14 protein-coding genes and 1 pseudogene are annotated in these 18,534 nt (G+C 35.1%); 6 read left to right on the forward strand and 9 right to left on the reverse strand.

Annotated elements, in window-relative coordinates:
- Positions 1–294: 294 nt before the first annotated feature.
- From ACFINI_RS03520 to ACFINI_RS03545, 6 genes and pseudogenes are all read right to left on the reverse strand, one after another.
- A complete protein-coding gene (locus tag ACFINI_RS03520; RefSeq protein WP_375611503.1) occupies positions 295–708 on the reverse strand; it encodes a hypothetical protein in 414 nt (137 codons plus the stop codon).
- Positions 709–930: 222 nt separating this feature from the next.
- A pseudogene (locus ACFINI_RS03525) lies at positions 931–1,218 on the reverse strand (hypothetical protein); the annotation flags it as partial.
- Positions 1,219–1,937: 719 nt separating this feature from the next.
- Entirely contained in the window at positions 1,938–3,320 is a 1,383-nt protein-coding gene (locus ACFINI_RS03530; RefSeq protein ID WP_375611502.1) for an amino acid permease, read from the reverse strand.
- 487 nt (positions 3,321–3,807) lie between these two features.
- A complete protein-coding gene (locus ACFINI_RS03535) occupies positions 3,808–4,167 on the reverse strand; it encodes a hypothetical protein (RefSeq protein ID WP_375645883.1) in 360 nt (119 codons plus the stop codon).
- Between the two features lie 397 nt (positions 4,168–4,564).
- Complete coding sequence (gene hutH / locus ACFINI_RS03540) at positions 4,565–6,103, reverse strand: histidine ammonia-lyase (RefSeq protein ID WP_375645888.1); 1,539 nt, start codon at positions 6,101–6,103, stop codon at positions 4,565–4,567.
- Positions 6,104–7,416: 1,313 nt separating this feature from the next.
- Positions 7,417–8,193, reverse strand: coding sequence for a class I SAM-dependent methyltransferase (locus ACFINI_RS03545; protein WP_375645892.1), 777 nt, complete (start codon positions 8,191–8,193; stop codon positions 7,417–7,419).
- Between the two features lie 420 nt (positions 8,194–8,613).
- On the opposite strand from ACFINI_RS03545, the gene ACFINI_RS03550 reads away from it, so the two are divergent.
- From ACFINI_RS03550 to parE, 4 genes are all read left to right on the forward strand, one after another.
- A complete protein-coding gene (locus ACFINI_RS03550) occupies positions 8,614–9,240 on the forward strand; it encodes a LemA family protein (RefSeq protein ID WP_375611498.1) in 627 nt (208 codons plus the stop codon).
- Complete coding sequence (locus ACFINI_RS03555; protein ID WP_375611497.1) at positions 9,240–10,091, forward strand: TPM domain-containing protein; 852 nt, start codon at positions 9,240–9,242, stop codon at positions 10,089–10,091. Before ACFINI_RS03550 ends, ACFINI_RS03555 begins: the two co-directional genes overlap by 1 nt.
- Before the next feature lie 147 nt (positions 10,092–10,238).
- Positions 10,239–10,976: a lipoyl(octanoyl) transferase LipB gene (gene lipB / locus ACFINI_RS03560; RefSeq protein WP_375611496.1), complete on the forward strand. Its 738-nt coding sequence runs from the start codon at positions 10,239–10,241 to the stop codon at positions 10,974–10,976.
- An 81-nt stretch (positions 10,977–11,057) separates the two neighbouring features.
- The gene (parE, locus tag ACFINI_RS03565; RefSeq protein ID WP_375632404.1) at positions 11,058–13,124 is read left to right on the forward strand and encodes a DNA topoisomerase IV subunit B; all 2,067 of its coding nucleotides are present in this window, start codon (positions 11,058–11,060) and stop codon (positions 13,122–13,124) included.
- A gap of 17 nt (positions 13,125–13,141) precedes the next feature.
- Here the strand turns inward: parE and recJ are convergent, their stop codons facing one another.
- On the reverse strand, positions 13,142–14,926 hold the full coding sequence (recJ, locus tag ACFINI_RS03570; RefSeq protein ID WP_375640501.1) for a single-stranded-DNA-specific exonuclease RecJ: 1,785 nt from the start codon (positions 14,924–14,926) through the stop codon (positions 13,142–13,144).
- 296 nt (positions 14,927–15,222) lie between these two features.
- Between recJ and rplM the strand changes: the two genes are divergently transcribed.
- Together rplM and rpsI are read left to right on the forward strand one after the other, a co-directional pair.
- Positions 15,223–15,687, forward strand: a complete 465-nt coding sequence (gene rplM / locus ACFINI_RS03575) for a 50S ribosomal protein L13 (RefSeq protein ID WP_015856544.1) — start codon at positions 15,223–15,225, stop codon at positions 15,685–15,687.
- A 2-nt stretch (positions 15,688–15,689) separates the two neighbouring features.
- Positions 15,690–16,175 carry a 30S ribosomal protein S9 gene (gene rpsI, locus ACFINI_RS03580; protein WP_015856545.1) on the forward strand — a complete coding sequence of 162 codons (486 nt, stop codon included), beginning with the start codon at positions 15,690–15,692 and terminating at the stop codon, positions 16,173–16,175.
- A gap of 311 nt (positions 16,176–16,486) precedes the next feature.
- Here the strand turns inward: rpsI and ACFINI_RS03585 are convergent, their stop codons facing one another.
- Both ACFINI_RS03585 and ACFINI_RS03590 read right to left on the reverse strand, forming a co-directional pair.
- Positions 16,487–16,852, reverse strand: coding sequence for a response regulator (locus ACFINI_RS03585; RefSeq protein ID WP_273724078.1), 366 nt, complete (start codon positions 16,850–16,852; stop codon positions 16,487–16,489).
- A gap of 544 nt (positions 16,853–17,396) precedes the next feature.
- On the reverse strand, positions 17,397–17,756 hold the full coding sequence (locus ACFINI_RS03590) for a hypothetical protein (protein WP_375645896.1): 360 nt from the start codon (positions 17,754–17,756) through the stop codon (positions 17,397–17,399).
- Positions 17,757–18,534 lie beyond the last annotated feature (778 nt).

The raw sequence follows: 18,534 nt of genomic DNA on the forward strand, positions 1-18,534 counted from the left end.
TTCCAAAACAATGATGAACATTATCAACCTATATTATTTTATCTTTCCGAAGATTATGCCATAATTATTATATCAAAAATACGGTAAAATTATTACTAAAATCATCTATCTATCAACGATATGCTTATAATTATTATCAATATTTTGATTACAACCAAAATAGATATTTTATATTATTGCGCCAACAGTTGTGGTACCCATAAATAAATAGCATTGACATGCTGAATTAAGCCCCCCGCGTACGGGTATGAGAAACATGAAGGTAGGGATTGTGATCGTCACAAACAGCAAGACTTAAGGTTTGCATTCAGGTGCATTTTTATATTTTTTACAAAAAGGGCTGTTCAAGCGCTTCTTGACACTGCGCCTCGGGATGACAGCGCCTGAACGACAAATCGGCAAGTTTTCGGCTCTAAAAGTATAACATGGCCCACCCGCTCTTGCTACCTCTTCATCTTTATAGCGGAAACCTGATTGAAGCATGCAAGCATAAATTGTTGCTTTTGCATTGATGCTCTGCTTTCTATTTTCTGGATCGACATCATAAGGAGTTGGCATACCACATTCTAACAAGCCTTTTCCTATCTCTGTAAAATCTGCTCCTGGCTTTTCCCACGCACTCAAATACCCTCCAGGAGTTTTATTAAACTGACATCCGGCTATACTCAATAGAGTTATCGCACTTAATAATTTTAAAGTTTGTTTCATTTTTTACTCCATGATTTAATTCAAGGCTTTTGTTCTAAATGAAACGTGCCATAAAACTTTTGGCATTTATAATCCACATCTCCAAGACAGGTATGGGAATTTATGGGATTTGTAGCCACTCTCTACCATTCTATCAAAAAGTTACTACCAGCAGGTATTGTCTCGTAGGTATAGCCATTACCGCCAATCCATCGGCTTACAAAGTCATATCTATACCCATCAAAAACCTGTTTCATGCGTCTGTGAATGGCTGCTATGATGGTCTGTCATGCCAACAATCGTCATACTTTCCCCCATTACATTGATATCTTGACCAGAAATCAGATGAGAAGCAATAATCGTAGCATCTCATTGTACATCCATATCAACATTGCCTGTTGCCTCAAGGATAGAGAGAATTGTTGTTGTGTGTGTTCAGAGCTATTGGAAGATTTCTCGTGTAAAAAGCCACTTTCCGATGATTTTTTTTTGCTGGTTGTAGTGTTCTTGAGCGCATTTTATGGTAATATCGAATAATTTTTCACCGAAATACAGTTGCGGAGTGCATTTTGTCCGCCTCCACTTGTGATAAAAATTACTCTTGTATCAATATTAAAAAAATAAGTTTGATCCTTCCTCTTGTGAGAGCAATAAGAATCGTAAAACTGTCACACGTTCATTGTTCTCTTTAATTTACTCTTCTATGAAATTTTATTGTAATACCTTGCTGCTGTTTATTAAAGTTTTTGTAAAAACAATGATACAATGCCTCATGTAACTTTGTTATCCACTATTTTCTACCAACGCCAATCCTCTTTGAGAAAAAATACATAAAGAACTTTATCTTCGCTTCTAAAAGCAATAGTAATTTTCTAAACAACAAAATTTAAACAACCAATTTTTTAAAGAGCTAAAAAACAATTCTTACAATAACTTCTTTCGTAAAACAGAACTTCATTAATACGTTTAGAAAAAGATATCTGCCTATAATCTTGTATCTGGTAAAATCTATTTGCGCTGTTAGGCATTTTAACCTGAAAGACTTATATTGATGGCACAGCTCACCATCAAAAAACGTCTAATATTTATATGATTTGGTCGTTACCGTAAGCAATGGCTCACAAAAACTTCCAAAGCAAAATAATAACGAGCAGATTTTTTCAATCTAGATTGTTCTAACCTTTAGAGAAAACAATCAAACACCTGTTCTCCTGATGACATCAGCTATTTATTTTGAGTTTTTTCTCTATTCACATTTTATTCAGCTTCTTTTGCTTAAAATTATAAAGTTTAAGTACATAGAAACAAACAACAAGCCAAGCAATCCAACTAACACCTATAATTAAAACCGGTCGTGTCTCATCAAAATACCATAAGAGAATAAAAATAAAAACCATAAATAAAATAGAAAAAATCGACCCTATTGGCCAAAATGGAATGGGAAATTTTAAACCATTCTGTGCTTCTTTAGGCATCTTAATTCGCATAGAAAATTGTGAAAGTAGAATCATCATCCAAACAAAAACTGTCGCAAATGTTGCCATTGCGGCAATAAGAAAAAAAAGCTTTTCATGATAAAAATAATTAAGGACAGCACCAAGAAGAAAGATACCGAAGATCATCAAAATAACAAAAACTGGTATACCATTTTTTGATAAATATTGAAACTTTTTTAAAGCATAACCTTCCTGCGATAAACCATGGATCATACGACAAGCACCATACATTCCACTATTCATTGCTGAAATAGCCGCTGTAACAACAACAATATTTAAAATATTTGCTGCATACGAAATCCCAAGATTTTCAAAAATAGATACAAAAGGGCTATCCATAAGACCAATCTCATTCCAAGGATAAAGAGACATTAAAATAGCTAACGTCATGACGTAAAAAAGCAAAATACGAACTGGAGTAGAATTAATTGCCTTTGAAATCGTTTGATGAGGGTTTTGAACTTCCATAACTGCCATGCCAATAATTTCTATGCCACCAAAAGCAAAAACAACAACACTAAAGCAAGCTAAAAAACCAAACCAACCATTTGGAAAAAGTCCACCATTTTTCCATAAATTATGAACAGTAACGGTAGAAAAATCTGCACCTTCACCCCACCCCCAAAAAATAATTGCTATTCCTAAAATAATCATCGCAATGATAGCTATAACTTTAATAGAAGAGAGCCAAAACTCTAGTTCACCATAGACTTCTACAGCAGCTAAATTAATACCTGTGATGATTAATGTAATACTCAGTGCCCATACCCAAGGAGCAACATCAGGATACCAAAAACCCATATAAGTCGCAAAAGCTGTAATATCAGCCAAACCAACAAGAATCATCTCAAATACATATGTCCATCCCGTTAAAAAACCTGCTAATGGTGATATGTAATTTGCCGCATAACGAGCAAAAGAACCAGGCAATGGATTATGAAGTATCATCTCTCCTAGAGCCCGCATAACCATAAAAATAGCTAAACCAGCAATACAATAGGCAATCAAAACACTGGGACCCGCAAGCTTAATTGCCTGTGCAGACCCATAAAAAAGACCTGTTCCAATAGCAGAACCAAGAGCTAAAAAAATAACTTGGCGCTTACTCATACCCCGTTTCAGTTCATTTATTGCCATTTCTTTCCTTACTTTTTGAAATGCTGACAATCCACACCACGATAACAGCTCTATGATAAATAAAGCCTTATGTTTCTTTCACAAATATATTTCAAAAAACATCGAAGACCAGCCAGTCCAACACTTTGCTCTAAACAATGAAAAAATACTTTTATTGCGAATTATTCAGCTTTTATAGCCTACAATTTCGTATTATTTTATTCAAATAAAGTGATAATGAATTTTTTCACAATTGTCATTTAATTCATTTCGTATTCTCTAGTTTTTTACAGAGAAAATTAACCTTAATGTAATCTAAACTTTTAGGCTTCTATTTCGGTGCACTGAAATAGAAGCCTAAAAATTCATAACAAACACAAAAATTCATAACAAACACAAAAATTCATAACAAACACATTAACTATGCATACAATTAATTTTTTGTTACTTTAAGCAAACTTTCTTTGAGCCCATAAAACAAACTTTTTATGCCAATTGAATAGCTCAATCAATGATAATACGAATCTCGCAAGTCTTCAAAAGCATGAGAAAATTTATCTACAACCCATCTTTTAAGGACTCCAGCTGCCTTAACGACAAGCTTTCCAATGAAAAAAAAATATACGATAAAAAAAGCATCTTTGATTATTGGTCCGATGATAGCGTTCTCATTACCTCTGGGAATTTGCCCTGAGATAGCAATAAAATCTTTGTTTTTCGCTGAAATAAGAGGCTCTTTCTCTTGAGCCACTATCATAATGAAAACTTCCTCTGGAAAGCTAGCTCTCCTAAAATTTGCATGAATCTCAAGAGTTTGAGAGAAAAAAAGAACTGTTATTGAAACACATAATTTAGCACTTTTAAACATTCTTTTCTCCTTTTTTATTTTAAATATCAAAAATGAACTATAAAATTCATAAAGTATTAAAAATAAGAAGAATATAAAATAAAAATTTTATTTTTACTTGATACAATACATATATCATAATTTATATTTATAAAAATACAATATCACGAATATATAATTCGTATATATTATTTAACTTATATTAAAATTTCTGATATAAATCAGAAAATATAGGTGCTTTAATTTTATAGTTTCTATAAAATAACAAAATATCTAGTTAACTACAAAAATCAGATATATACAGTAATAAATATATAATTTATTAAATAATTCAAATATAGTATTGCTCCTCTATATTTTCATATGAGGAAGTTTCAAAATTCAATATCCCCCTTCAGCATTGACCTTAAAACAAATACTATTGAAAACTTAATGAAGGAAAAATTGTTTCTGGTAAAACAGATAATAAGTGCCCTTCACGCACAAGTATATGTGCTTGATGAAGATCTGGAGCCAGATAGCGATCTTCCTTAAGAGAAGCAACATTTTTTCGTAGACATTCCATAACAGATTGCAAAAAAGTACTTGTTTTTAAAGGTGCACGATATTCAATTCCTTGTGCCGCAACAAGCGTTTCAATGCCAATAAGTGTAAAAAGATTTTCGCTCATGACCAATAACCGACGCGCTCCATGGCAAGCCATTGAAACATGATCTTCTTGATTGGCAGAAGTTGGGGTTGAATCAACGGAAGCAGGATGGGCCATTTGCTTATTTTCAGACATTAAAGCTGCCGCTGTTACTTCAGCAATCATAAAACCTGAATTAAGACCCGCATTATGTGCTAAAAAGGCTGGAAGTCCATAAGAAACTGCTGGATCAACCATAAGAGCAATACGCCGTTGAGAAATAGATCCTATTTCACATAAAGCAAGAGCAATCTGATCAGCAGCAAACGCTACAGGTTCAGCATGAAAATTCCCACCTGATACAACTTCACCATTCCTTAAAATCAATGGATTATCTGTAACAGCATTTGCTTCAATAATCAGTGTTTTTGCTGCTGCCAGCAAAATATCAAAACATGCCCCCATGACCTGTGGCTGGCAACGTATACAATAAGGATCTTGTACACGCTCATCCCCCTGTAAATGTGCTGCACGAATTTCTGAATCCTCTACAAGCTTTTCTAATGTTTTCGATACGGCAATCTGCCCATAATGTCCTCGTAAAATATGGATATCAGGATGAAATGGCGCCGTTGATCCCATGATAGCATCTGTCGTCAAAGCCCCTGCCAACAATCCACCACACAATGCCCGATAACCTCGAAAAAGACCAGCAAGTGCAAGGGCTGTTGATGTTTGAGTCCCATTAATAAGAGCTAGACCTTCCTTTGCCTCTAAAATAATAGGGGACAATCCCGCTTTCTCTAATGCAACCGCCCCACTCATACGAATATTTTGAAAAAATGCTTCCCCTTCTCCTATCATAACAGCCGCCATGTGAGCAAGTGGAGCTAGATCACCTGAAGCACCAACAGACCCTTTTTCAGGGATGACAGGAATGACGCCCTTTGCAAGCATATTTTCCAGCAAATTTACCAATTCTAGACGAACTCCTGAAGCCCCTCTTCCTAAAGAGATAAGCTTTAAGCTCATTATCAAACGCACAATATTTTCTGCTAAAGGTTCTCCCACCCCACAACAATGGGACAAAATAAGATTTCTCTGTAAAACAGCAACATTGTCCGCATCAATTTTAATGGAAGCCAATTTCCCAAAACCAGTATTAACACCATACACTGGCTTACTTCCAGCAGCAATTTCAGAAATGCGCTGCGCTCCTTTCTGGATAGCTAAATGCGTATTATTATGAAGTTTACCCACTTCTCCATTAAAATAAATATCTTTAAGTTCACTAAGCGTTACCTCGCCCGGTTTTAGTGTAATCATCATGATTTTCTTTCTTCGTTCATTAAAGTACAATGCTTAACATTATTGATCTTTCTATAAAACAAAAAAAACTATAACGACTCTTTAAAGCGATAATGCTTTCTTAAAGATATTCCTTACAATGGAGTCATTATCCAAAAGTAGAATAGTTGACGATAAATGAAAATGAAATATTGACAAGCACAACCAAAGTAATGGATTTCAAAAATAGATAACACTTTAATTTATAATCATAATCTATCATGCTTCATATTAAATAAGAAAGCTGAATATCTTAAAACTCTCTCATTCCAAATCTGTGTATGTTGAATAAATCAAAACCATTCGCTTGCACGTCATAAGCGAAATTGGCGTATGGATAAACTGTACAAAAAAGGACTACTCCTCTTATGAGCCGTGTCAAGGGCTGTCGCAACATTGGGAGATGAAAGTGTGGATGGTGCAGGCTTATTCTTTTATGAAGCGTAAAGATGAAAAAATCAATGGATTTATTATCAAGCTATTCTTACTAAACTTATAAAAACCTTAAATAGATAGCTGTCACAATCTATCATGATTGCAAAAATCAAACTCTATAGAAAATTAAAAAACTTATTCAACACATCACAACAGAGAAGAAATTGAGCTTTTTTGCTACTTCTAAAATTGTATTTAAAGCGCCAGATTGAAACCTAAAAAGCACATCTTCAATAAAACCACACAAGACTCGCCCTAACTCGTTATTTAAAATAAAAATAAAAGAAGTTTTCTTATATCAAAAATTTTAATTAACATATTGTTTTTATATTATATCTTCAAAAAAGAGAAATGCTCCATATAACATATTTATATTTTACTTTTTTGTTATATTGAATATGAATTTAGAGATAATTTCAAAATGAGTTGTTTTTTAAAGGTGCTTCCAAGCCATTACCTTTTTTACTACAAATTTCTGATTATGATAATTTTTTGTACTTTTTCAGTTGTTTTTGTCAAAATTTATTAAAAACACTCTCATTTAATAACAAAAAACAATCATAAAAACAAAGAATTATCAAATATTTCTATTCAATCTACCTCTTTCCATTTTATAAAATAATCTGTTGTTAAACTGCAGTAAAGAAAGCGCTTCGATGCTATAATGCAGAGCATAAGTTTTCTATTTAAACTCTCTCATATTAAATGAACAATGAAAATCAGCGGTAATAAGATGTCAATGTGAATGCTGAAGAAGAAAAAACCTTTCTCTCTCAAAGTCTGACTTAATAAGGCGTTAATTTTCTGAATACCGCCCACTCTGATGTGTTAAAAGAGCAAAAGCAATCATCGATATCGGATTATCCTGCATACATATAGAGCTCACTTTGATACAAAAGCTCCAAATTGCCTTGCACTTCATATTTCTTTATCAATGCGACCAATTGCCGCAAATATTCTTCCCCATAGCAAGCAATAGCGCGTTGCACTTGCGTTGAAGAGCGGCTCATTCCAATAAAAGCTTCAGATGGAATCATCATCGTCCAATTGTGCGTATGAAAAGAAATCTTTTCTGGATCTACCCCAAAGCCATCACTCATTTCCTGTAAAAAATCAAAATTACGATAATAACGGGAATAATTTGGACTCATCTTCTCTAACAATGTCTCATAAGCCTCTAGAAATTCGCTATGCTTGAAATAACGATTATTTTGAATAACCGCCATGACACCATTGACCCGAAGTTGATCTGAAATAACGCGAAGCAATTTAGGGCGATCCATCCATTGAAATGCCTGCGCTGCAACGATAAGATCTACCTTGCCTATTTGAGGCAATAGATCTTCGGCTCGGCCCTGATACCACCGCACGTTCGGAAATTTTCTTCGTCCCTGCTTAATCATATCTTCCGATACATCAATAGCATGATATTGGTGCTCGTTGCCTAAAAATTTAACAATCCCCTCTAATGCGATGCCTGTCCCAGCGCCTATATCCACGATGGACAAATTCTTTTTGTTCTTAAAAGGAAAGAGCATGGTCTTAAATAAAGTAAGGGGATAGCGAGGACGATAGCGATTATAATCATCAGCCAATCCGTCAAATTTTTCACTTTGCTGTTGGACACTTTCTATCATAGAACTTTGTCTCTCCTTACAGTTGCTGATATACATAATTAAAAAGTCTTTTTATCCAATACGTTAAGCATAACTTCTAAAGGAAGAAAATAGGAACTGCCCTTACCTTCTATTTTTCTATAAAATTGATCCTTACATTTTTCTCTTTTCCAGTTATTATCTGCACATTTTGAAACCCAAAACTCCTACGAAAATAATATAATTTTCTGTAATAATAATTAATATGAATATTATTGATCTTTTATAAGATGACATCTATATTACTATTATTATTTTAATATCAACAAGTCACTTAAGCGTACCTAAAACGCAGAGAGATATCAATTTATTGATAAATACGCCTGTTTATAAATTTCAAAATACTTTCCACCAAGAAAAAAAACTCTATATAATACATAAAATATCTGTGGAGACATCTTTATGTTAAATGTACAAACTTCTTCAATGTTTAGAATATTAAAACGATTTTCAATTATTATTTTTTTGGTATGGTTAGTGCCATTTTTAAGTGGTTGCGGATTCAATGCGATACCAACAAATGAAGAAAAAGCACATGCAGCATGGAGTGAAGTGCTCAATCAATATCAACGTCGTACAGACCTCATCCCTAATCTTGTAGAAACAGTTAAAGCTTACGCAGCTCATGAACAAAGTGTTTTCACAAATGTAATTGAAGCACGTGCTAAAGCAACACAAGTCAACATTAATGCAGATATGTTGAATAATCCAGAAATTATGCAGCAATATCTCAAAAATCAAGCAAATTTATCAAGTGCACTTTCGCGACTTATGGCTGTTGTTGAAAACTATCCAGATCTTAAAGCAAACCAAAACTTTCTTGCTCTTCAATCACAATTAGAAGGAACAGAAAACCGTATTTCCGTTGCGCGCCGCGATTATATTGAAACAGTACGTGCCTACAATACTGCACTCAAAACAATGCCGACGATGATTTGGGCAAAATTATGGTTTCATGATGCTAAACCTATGCCAACTTTTACCATCGATACTGATAGCCAACAAACACCAAAGGTTAATTTTAATTAATGAAATCATTTCGATACTCTTTGCAACGTATTGTATTTCCAAAATTATGGGCTTTTATCTGCTCTCTGTATTTAGTTGCTGCATTGGGAAGTATCGCTTGTTCGCAAATAAAATTTCCTCATTTAACAGGTTATGTTAATGATGTGGCTCATTTGCTCGATAATGCAACCAAGGAAGACTTAACAAAAAAACTGGCAGCACTCGAAGAGAAAACGGGAGATCAAATTGTTCTTGTAACACTCCCTACTCTTTCGGGCAATGATATAGAAACGTACAGCAATTCTCTTTTTCGTACATGGGGATTAGGCCAAAAGAAGATCAATAATGGTGTATTACTGGTCATTGCACCGAATGAACGCACAGCACGTATCGAAGTTGGATATGGTTTGGAAGGAGAGCTAACAGATGCTCTTTCCTCTGTCATTATTAATAGCTTCATGATTCCTAATTTTCGCGAAGGAAATTATCAAAAAGGAATTGCTGAAGCAGTTGATGCAATTATCAAAGTTATTACAGAAAGTGATTCTGATTTTACTTTTCGCATCAAAGAAAAAGCTAAAATCGTTGAAGAACAACGTAAACAAGCTGAAAAAGAAGAAATGGTAATCAATGCAATTATGTTTTTAGCCTTTTTTATAATGTTTGGTCTTCCTATTCTTGCAATGATTTTTGGTAAAAAAGTGGGGCCACAAAAGTATCTCTGGCTGGGGATCATCTTCACACCTTGGTTTCTTAACTTAAGTGCCGGTGGCAGATATCCTGGTGGAAGGTTCGGAGGTCCTCGAGGTGGAGGGGGATTTAGGGGTGGTGGTGGATCATCAGGTGGTGGCGGTGCAACAGGAAGATGGTAAAAGGAACGTGGATTTTTAAGCGTAGCAAATCTTCTTAAGATAAAATTTTATGAACGTATTCTCTTTTATTCAACAATTCTATACCTTACTCTGTAATCACTTTTATTGATTACAATACAAACTCAAACATCAAGATAAATATTACCCATGACATGTGAATTGAAACATACAGATCGTAATCACTTATCACATCATTTTAATGCAATTCTAGAAAATCCACCCGTCGAATGGAAGATAAGTGATCATCTAGTTGAGTATCCTGAAGCTCTGCGTTATATGCAAGAACGTGTAGAAAAAATTCTTGCAAAAACCGCGCATGAACAAGTTTGGCTTCTTGAACACCCTTCCCTTTATACAGCGGGAACGAGTGCAAATAAAAAAGATCTTTTGGCACCTAATTTATTCCCTGTTTATGAAGCAGGACGTGGAGGTGAATTTACATATCACGGTCCAGGACAGCGTATTGCTTATATCATGCTTGATCTTAAACGCCGAAAACAAGACATTCGTGCTTTCATTAGTGCATTAGAAGAATGGATCATACAGATGCTTGCCAACTTTAATATTAAAGGCGAACGACGAGAAGATCGCGTTGGTGTCTGGATTAAACAGCCTCATTGCCCATCAAAACAAAATGATCTTTCTTCTGAAAATAAAATTGCAGCTATTGGCATTCGAGTGCGCAAATGGATAAGTTTTCATGGAGTTTCTATCAATGTTAATCCTAATTTAGCCCATTATTCAGGAATTGTTCCTTGTGGAATTACAAACCACGGTGTAACAAGCTTTCTTGATCTAGGTTGCCCTGTAGCAATGCATGATATTGATATTGCTCTCAAACACGCTTTTGAAAAAATTTTTGGTCCAACAATCGATGTTTCCTAAGTGCATTGATTTTTAAATAAAAAACAGGCATAAAATTATTTTAATAAATATTTGATTTTATGAGGTGGATAGTTAAACGCTATGAGCGATAACAAAAAGGATCTTTTTAGTGTTTTAAATAAAGCCCAATCTCGGGTAAATACAAAAGAAAACACTCTGCAGTCTCCAATGAAATCAAACGCGATGATTTCAAGAAAAAGTGCAAAAGATACGCAAGAAGATGACTATAATGCCCTCTCTATTCGAGTTCTTGAGGGTTTAGAGCCGGTACGTTTACGCCCTGGAATGTATATTGGTGGAACAGACAGTAAAGCGCTTCATCATTTATTTGCCGAAATTATTGATAACGCGATGGATGAAGCTGTTGCGGGTTATGCAGATTCTATTGAGGTCTCATTAGATAGGAATGGTTATATAACCGTTACAGATAATGGACGCGGTATTCCTGTCGAAAATCATCCTCAAATGCCCGAGAAATCGACTCTTGAAGTTATTATGACACAACTCCACTCAGGGGGAAAATTTGATGGAAAAGCTTATCAAACTGCTGGTGGACTTCATGGAGTAGGAATTTCTGTCGTCAATGCTCTTTCTGATGATATGGAAGTTGAAGTTGCCCGAGAACGAAAACTTTACCGCCAACGTTTCTCACGTGGTATTCCTCAATCTGGATTGGAAGATCTGGGAGATGTTTATAATCGTCGTGGTACGCGCGTTCGTTTTCATCCTGATCATGAAATTTTTGGTGAAAAAGCAGCTTTTGATCCAGAAAAAATCTATAAGATGACATGCTCCAAAGCCTATCTTTTTGGTGGCGTAAAAATTCGCTGGTCTTGTGATCCCGTCATACTTGAAGGCGCAAAAAATATTCCTGAAAAAGCTGTTTTTCATTTTCCCGATGGGCTTAAAGACTATTTACTTTCGTCACTAAAAGATGAATATCGAGTAACGTCAGAAATTTTTTCTGGCAAAACACAACACAATAATGGCCATGGCTCCGTTGAGTGGGCTATCGCTTGGCATGGTGGTGATTCTTGTGTGCAATCTTATTGCAATACGATTCCTACAGGAGAAGGCGGAACACATGAAATAGGATTACGTCAAGCTCTTTTGCGTGGATTGAAATCCTACGCTGAGTTAATAGGAAACAAGCGCGCAACGATTATTACGTCTGACGATATTATGATTTCAACAGCCGCAATACTTTCAGTCTTTATCAGTAACCCTGAATTTGTTGGACAAACAAAAGATCGATTAGCAACCATTGAAGCACAGCGTATCGTTGAGAATGCAATCCGCGATCCTTTTGATCATTGGTTAGCAAATTCCCCACAAGAAGCAACAAAACTTCTCGATTGGGTTATCGAACGTGCTGAAGAACGTGTTAGACGACGCCAAGATAGAGAAATAAGTCGAAAAACTGCTGTCCGTAAATTACGTCTGCCCGGTAAACTTGCAGATTGTAGCCAGAACCATGCTTTGGGTGCTGAACTATTCATTGTTGAAGGGGATTCTGCAGGAGGATCTGCTAAACAAGCAAGAAATAGAGCAAACCAAGCAATTTTACCTCTTCGTGGTAAAATCTTAAATGTCGCCAGTGCTGCACATGAAAAAATGAACTCAAGCCAAACAATTAGCGATCTTATCCTTGCTCTTGGATGTGGAACACGCTCCAAGTATCGTGAAAAAGATCTCAGATATGAACGTATTATCATCATGACAGATGCTGATGTTGATGGTGCTCATATTGCGTCACTGCTCATTACCTTCTTCTTTCAAGAAATGCCTGACCTTATTCATCAGGGACATTTATATCTTGCCGTCCCTCCCCTTTATAGAATATCGCAAGGAGGAAAAGTTGCTTATGCTCGTGACGACATTCATAAGGATGAATTGCTCAAAACTGAATTTACTGGAAAAGCTAAAATCGAAATCGGGCGTTTTAAAGGGCTGGGTGAAATGCGCGCAGAACAACTTAAAGAAACGACTATGCATCCTCAAAAACGTACATTGCTTCGTGTTTCTATTGATGCCGTGGAAATGCAAGAAACAAAAAAGACTGTAGAAAGTCTCATGGGAACAAAACCAGAAGCACGATTTCGTTTCATACAAGAAAACTCTACTTTTGCTTCTAATCTAGACATCTAATATAAAAAATATCCCTTTCAAACCACTGCAGCTGCGTCAATCACGCGCAGTTGCGGATTGATCGTTCCATTCCAATAATTCAAACTAAGATGACCAGCTAAATGAATCATTTCACCAATATTTTCAAAAAGAAAATCACCAAGTGATGTCCCTACAGCACGAAAAGCTATTCCTTGTAGTTTTTTTCCTTCAACATTAGATACAATGAGGCGAAGATGTCCTTTACCAACTTCAGATAGATTCACCAGTCGATGAGAGGGAAGAACAAAAACAGGTGTTGCATTCCCTGCCCCAAATGGCCCTGCTTTTTCAAGCAATTCAAACAGCGCTTCATTAACACCAGAAGCAGAAAGAGAACCATCTATACTAAGAGATTTTTTTGCACGCAACTGTGAAACCATTAAAGAAACTTTTTCTTCTAGCCATTTTCGAAAAATTTCAATTTTTGTTGATTGAATTGTAATTCCTGCTGCCATACTATGTCCCCCTCCTTTTTCTAATAAATTTAATGTAACAGCTTCACGAACGATTGCTCCTAAATCTATACCATTAATTGAGCGTCCCGACCCTACGCCATTTCCATCTTCTTTCAAAGCAATAGCAAAAACAGGACAAAAAAAACGCTCTTTGAGGCGGGAAGCAAGAATACCAATAATCCCCGGATGCCATTCTTTATGAGAAATTACAAGTGACAATGGTATTTCTTGACCTTGATAAAGAGAAGCAATATAGGATTCCGCTTGTGCTAATTGAATATTCTCCATTTCTTGTCGTTCTTGATTAAGCCGATCTAATTGTTCTGCTATTCTGTCCGCTTCATCTTTATTCTCACAGCTAAGCAAACGTGCTCCCAAAGCTTGATCACCAATGCGCCCTCCTGCATTAATTCTAGGACCTAATAAAAAACCTAAATGAAAACTATTAAGCGGCTCCCCTATTCGTGCAACCTTTGTTAAAGCTGTTATTCCTAGATTATGCATAGAACGAGCAACTTGAAGCCCTTTTAACACAAAAGCACGGTTAACCCCCTGTAATGGAACGACATCACATATGGTTGCCAATGCAACAAGATCAAGCATACTTAAAAGATCAGGCAGCGGTCCTTGGAATTGTTTTTTCCGCAGCAAATGATGAACCCAAGCTAACGTAACAAAAACAACGCCAGCTGCACATAAATGCCCCTGTTTAGAAAAATCATCAGGACGATTAGGATTGACAAGAGCAACAGCTTCTTGATGAATCTCTGACATTTGATGATGATCTAAAATCACAACATCAGCACCAGCAAGCCTCGCTGCTTTTACGGCATCAGGACTGTTTGCGCCACAATCAACAGTGATGATTAACCGAGCGCCTTCTTGCACAAGCATCCTCATTGCTTGTTCATTCGGACCATAGCCTTCAACAATACGATCAGGAATATAAATTTTGACTTCAATACCAAAATAACGAAAAAAACGCGCTATGAGTGCCGATGAACAAGCACCATCAACATCATAATCACCAAAAACAGCAACCTGTTCTTGATTGAAAAGAGCCTTAACAATACGCTCTGCAGCGCATTGCATATCCCTAAAACTTTCTGGATCAGGCATAAGCGTACGTAATGTTGGATTAATAAAAGCAACAGCCTCAGCTTCATCCACATCTCTTGCTGAAAGTACTCGAGCTAACTGATCTGGAAAGCCAAATTTTTGAGAAATAGCGCGCGCGTTATTTATCCCTTGAACATCAAGGGCATCTAACCAAGCTTGACCACAAGCAGAAGATTCAACATTGAGAAAATAACGAGACCACTGCATTATTTCTTATTTTATAATGAAGAACGATAAAATACAATCATGCGTTAAAGATAAAATAGTCTTTTGCAACATTCATTTTAAGTTTAAATGGTCTACAAACTTCTTTTAATGGGGTATTATAATACCTTTCTTGTAACATATTGTTTTATAAAGTTTTTATTTTCTCTTGACGTCAATCAAAAGACATTATATCAGAGCAAGTAGTATGCGTTAAATATTTCGCTATGGTAACAATTTTCAACGCAAAACAGTAAAAATTCCCTTATATTAAAAGGGTTCTAATAAAGGATACTTCTATGGCAACTTTTTCACAAAAGCCAACTGAAGTGGTGAAAAAATGGGTTATTATTGACGCAGAAAACCTTGTTTTAGGTCGTCTTGCCACATTTGTTGCTAACCGCTTACGTGGCAAACATAAAGCTACATTTACTCCACATGTTGATGATGGTGACAATGTTATTGTCATTAATGCAGATAAAATAGCTCTCACTGGCAAAAAATATACGGATAAAAAATATTATTGGCATACCGGCTATATTGGTGGAATCAAACAACGTACAGCACGTCAACTTCTTGAGGGGCGTTTTCCCGAACGCGTTATTGAAAAAGCGGTAGAGCGTATGATTCCTCGTGGACCTCTTGGTCGCCGTCAATTGAAGAATCTACGTGTTTACGCTGGAAGCCAACATCCACATGAAGCACAACAGCCTGAATCTCTTGACGTTGGTGCTTTAAACCGCAAAAACAAAAGGATTGCTTGATTATGGCTGAAATTAATTCTCTTTCTGAGCTTAGCATAGTAACAAGTATTACAGAAACACATGAAAATGTTGTTCCTGTTCACGTGCAGAAGCTTGATTCACAAGGACGTGCTTACGCAACAGGAAAGCGTAAAGACGCTGTTGCGCGTGTATGGATTAAACCAGGTTCTGGAAAAATCACGATCAACAATAAGGAATTTGACAAATATTTTGCTCGTCCTGTTCTTAGAATGATTCTTCGTCAACCAATTGTTGCAACAAATAGGGATACCCAATTTGATATTATTGCAACCGTTGCAGGCGGTGGTCTTTCTGGACAAGCCGGTGCAGTGCGCCATGGCATTTCCAAAGCTTTAACCTATTACGAACCAGAACTTCGCTCAATCTTGAAAAAAGGTGGGTTTCTTACCCGTGATAGTCGTGTTGTTGAACGTAAAAAATACGGTAAAGCAAAAGCACGTCGTTCTTTCCAATTCTCAAAGCGTTAATTTCAATTTTTGCAATGCATAAAGCCTCGGACAAAAACGGGGCTTTTTTAAACTGCTAAAACAGACTTTTAGATGAATGTAGGAACAAATCTATACCGATTAGAAAAAACAAGAATGCAAAACAACCTCTTCTCTTAAGATAAAAGGCAAGAAAAATAGACCGAAAAAATTCAAAACTTCAGTTTCAATTTTTTAAATCTGTTTTACTAACTTGTAATATATCGACGTGCTAAAGCACAAAAATATTTACGCGACGACTTTAGCAATCTTATAAGCTTTTCAATATTTTTTCTATCATTACTTAACAAGCTTTAGTCCAAGAAATGCTTTACCATTGTGATAAAATGAGGGACAGAAATAGGCTTTGACATATATTCTTCACACCCACTGGCACGAATTCGCTCCTCATCGCCTTTCATAGCAAAAGCTGTTACAGCAACAACGGGGATTGATCGAAGTTCTTCATCTTCTTTTAATTGTTTAATAACATCTATTCCAGAGACCTCTGGCAACTGGATATCCACAAGGATAAGAGATGGCATTGATGAACGCGCCAAATCTAATGCCATAAGACCATTACGCGTTTCAACGGTTTCATAACCACTCGCTTCTACAAGATCGCGAAACAACTTCATATTAAGCTCATTATCTTCCACGATCATGACTTTTTTTGACATTCGTATAACTCCACCCTTCTCAGATAAAATAGAGAAATAGAAATGAATCCACATTCTCTTTGCTTAAGATAAAATGATAAAATGAATTGTAAACCACAAAGAGATTAAAAGATTCCAATAAAAGCATTTTTGCAAATATTTGTAAGACGCATCGCTATACTTATTCAGTTCATCAACATAAAACCCACAAATAGTCGTAAGATTGTGTGACCTTGTATTTTTTGAGTTGATATACAAAGTTTATGGATATCTCAATTAATGCATTCGCGTTTTCATCATAAAAAAATATCAACCACAAACTTAGCTCAAACGCGTATTTTGAAGAGGAAAAAATTTAAGTAAATTTAAAAAGCAACTGATTAGCTGAATTTAATGCGCCATATACTGGCATCCACAAAACAATATCTTAATGATATAAAAGGATAAACTTATCAAGGTCATTAAGATTAAAAAAAATAAATAAACCGTGATTAAATATCACGGTTTATTTATTATAAAACATTCAATAACAGCATAATTCAAAGTTTATCAAGGATAATATCTTTTAATTCAAAGCCCATGAACTATGAGCAAAAGCATCGAATGTTCTTCCACCTGTCTCTCTGTTAGGACTCGGTGGCTTTCTAGTAAAGAAATATACAAGATATGCGATGAGACCAAAAATCGCTGTCTCCAACCCCATTAAACCCGCAACTTTTTGGACATTTTTCTCAGCCCCTTGTCCTCCAAACTGGCTAATAATCATATCAACAGCTTTAATAACTCTATTTTCCTGTGTCATTAGAGAAATAAAACCAGCATTTTGAAATCTGCCATTTAAAGAATCAGCATTGGCTCTTAAAATCTGTAAAAAGAAAATCGCTACTGCAACAAAACATACTATACAATGCTTGAATATTTTCATCATAACCACCTAATTACAATATTTAGTAAAATAAATTTTCTTTACCGCCCCCTCTAAATAGAAAACATTCCGTTATCTATCTATAAAGTATATTTATCTTCTGATAATAAAAACATAACACAAAATTCAATTAATAATTTTATTTTAATTGTTATTTTTATATTATATTACACTTACAATATTCCGTTACATGTTTATTTAATGATTGTCAATTATTTTATTTGTACTTTACATTGAGTAATTTAAATATAAAAATATATTAAAATAAAGTTATTTTATTGTTTTTATTATAAATTTAGCTTTATTATCATAAATATTATTATGATTTTATAATATAAAAAATATCAATATGTTGTTTTTTTAGTTACACGCAATGTTTTTATTTTTTTGTATAATATATTAAAATAAATATTTTTATAAAATATTTTTCCTTAGTATAGATTGAGAAAAAATATTTGCCCCAGCTACAATTAGCGTAAGAACCAGCTTAACTCTTTGATTGAAAAAGCTAAATTAGATAAGATAAGGGATAACTTTGGTGAATGCGCTAAATCTAATGCCATAAGCTATTACACATTTCAACGTTTTCACAGCCATGCGTTTCTACCAGAACATGGAATAATTTTAATAAAGTTCATTGTCTTCCACAATTATAACTTTCTAACATTAATATAATTCCACGACTTTAAGATAAAATAGAGAAATAAAAATGAGTCCACCTTTTTTCTAACCAAGATAAAATGATTAAAATATAAATCATAAAAAATTTAATAATGTC

The organism is Bartonella sp. AA56HLJMS (genome assembly GCF_042197145.1).
Classification (GTDB): domain Bacteria; phylum Pseudomonadota; class Alphaproteobacteria; order Rhizobiales; family Rhizobiaceae; genus Bartonella.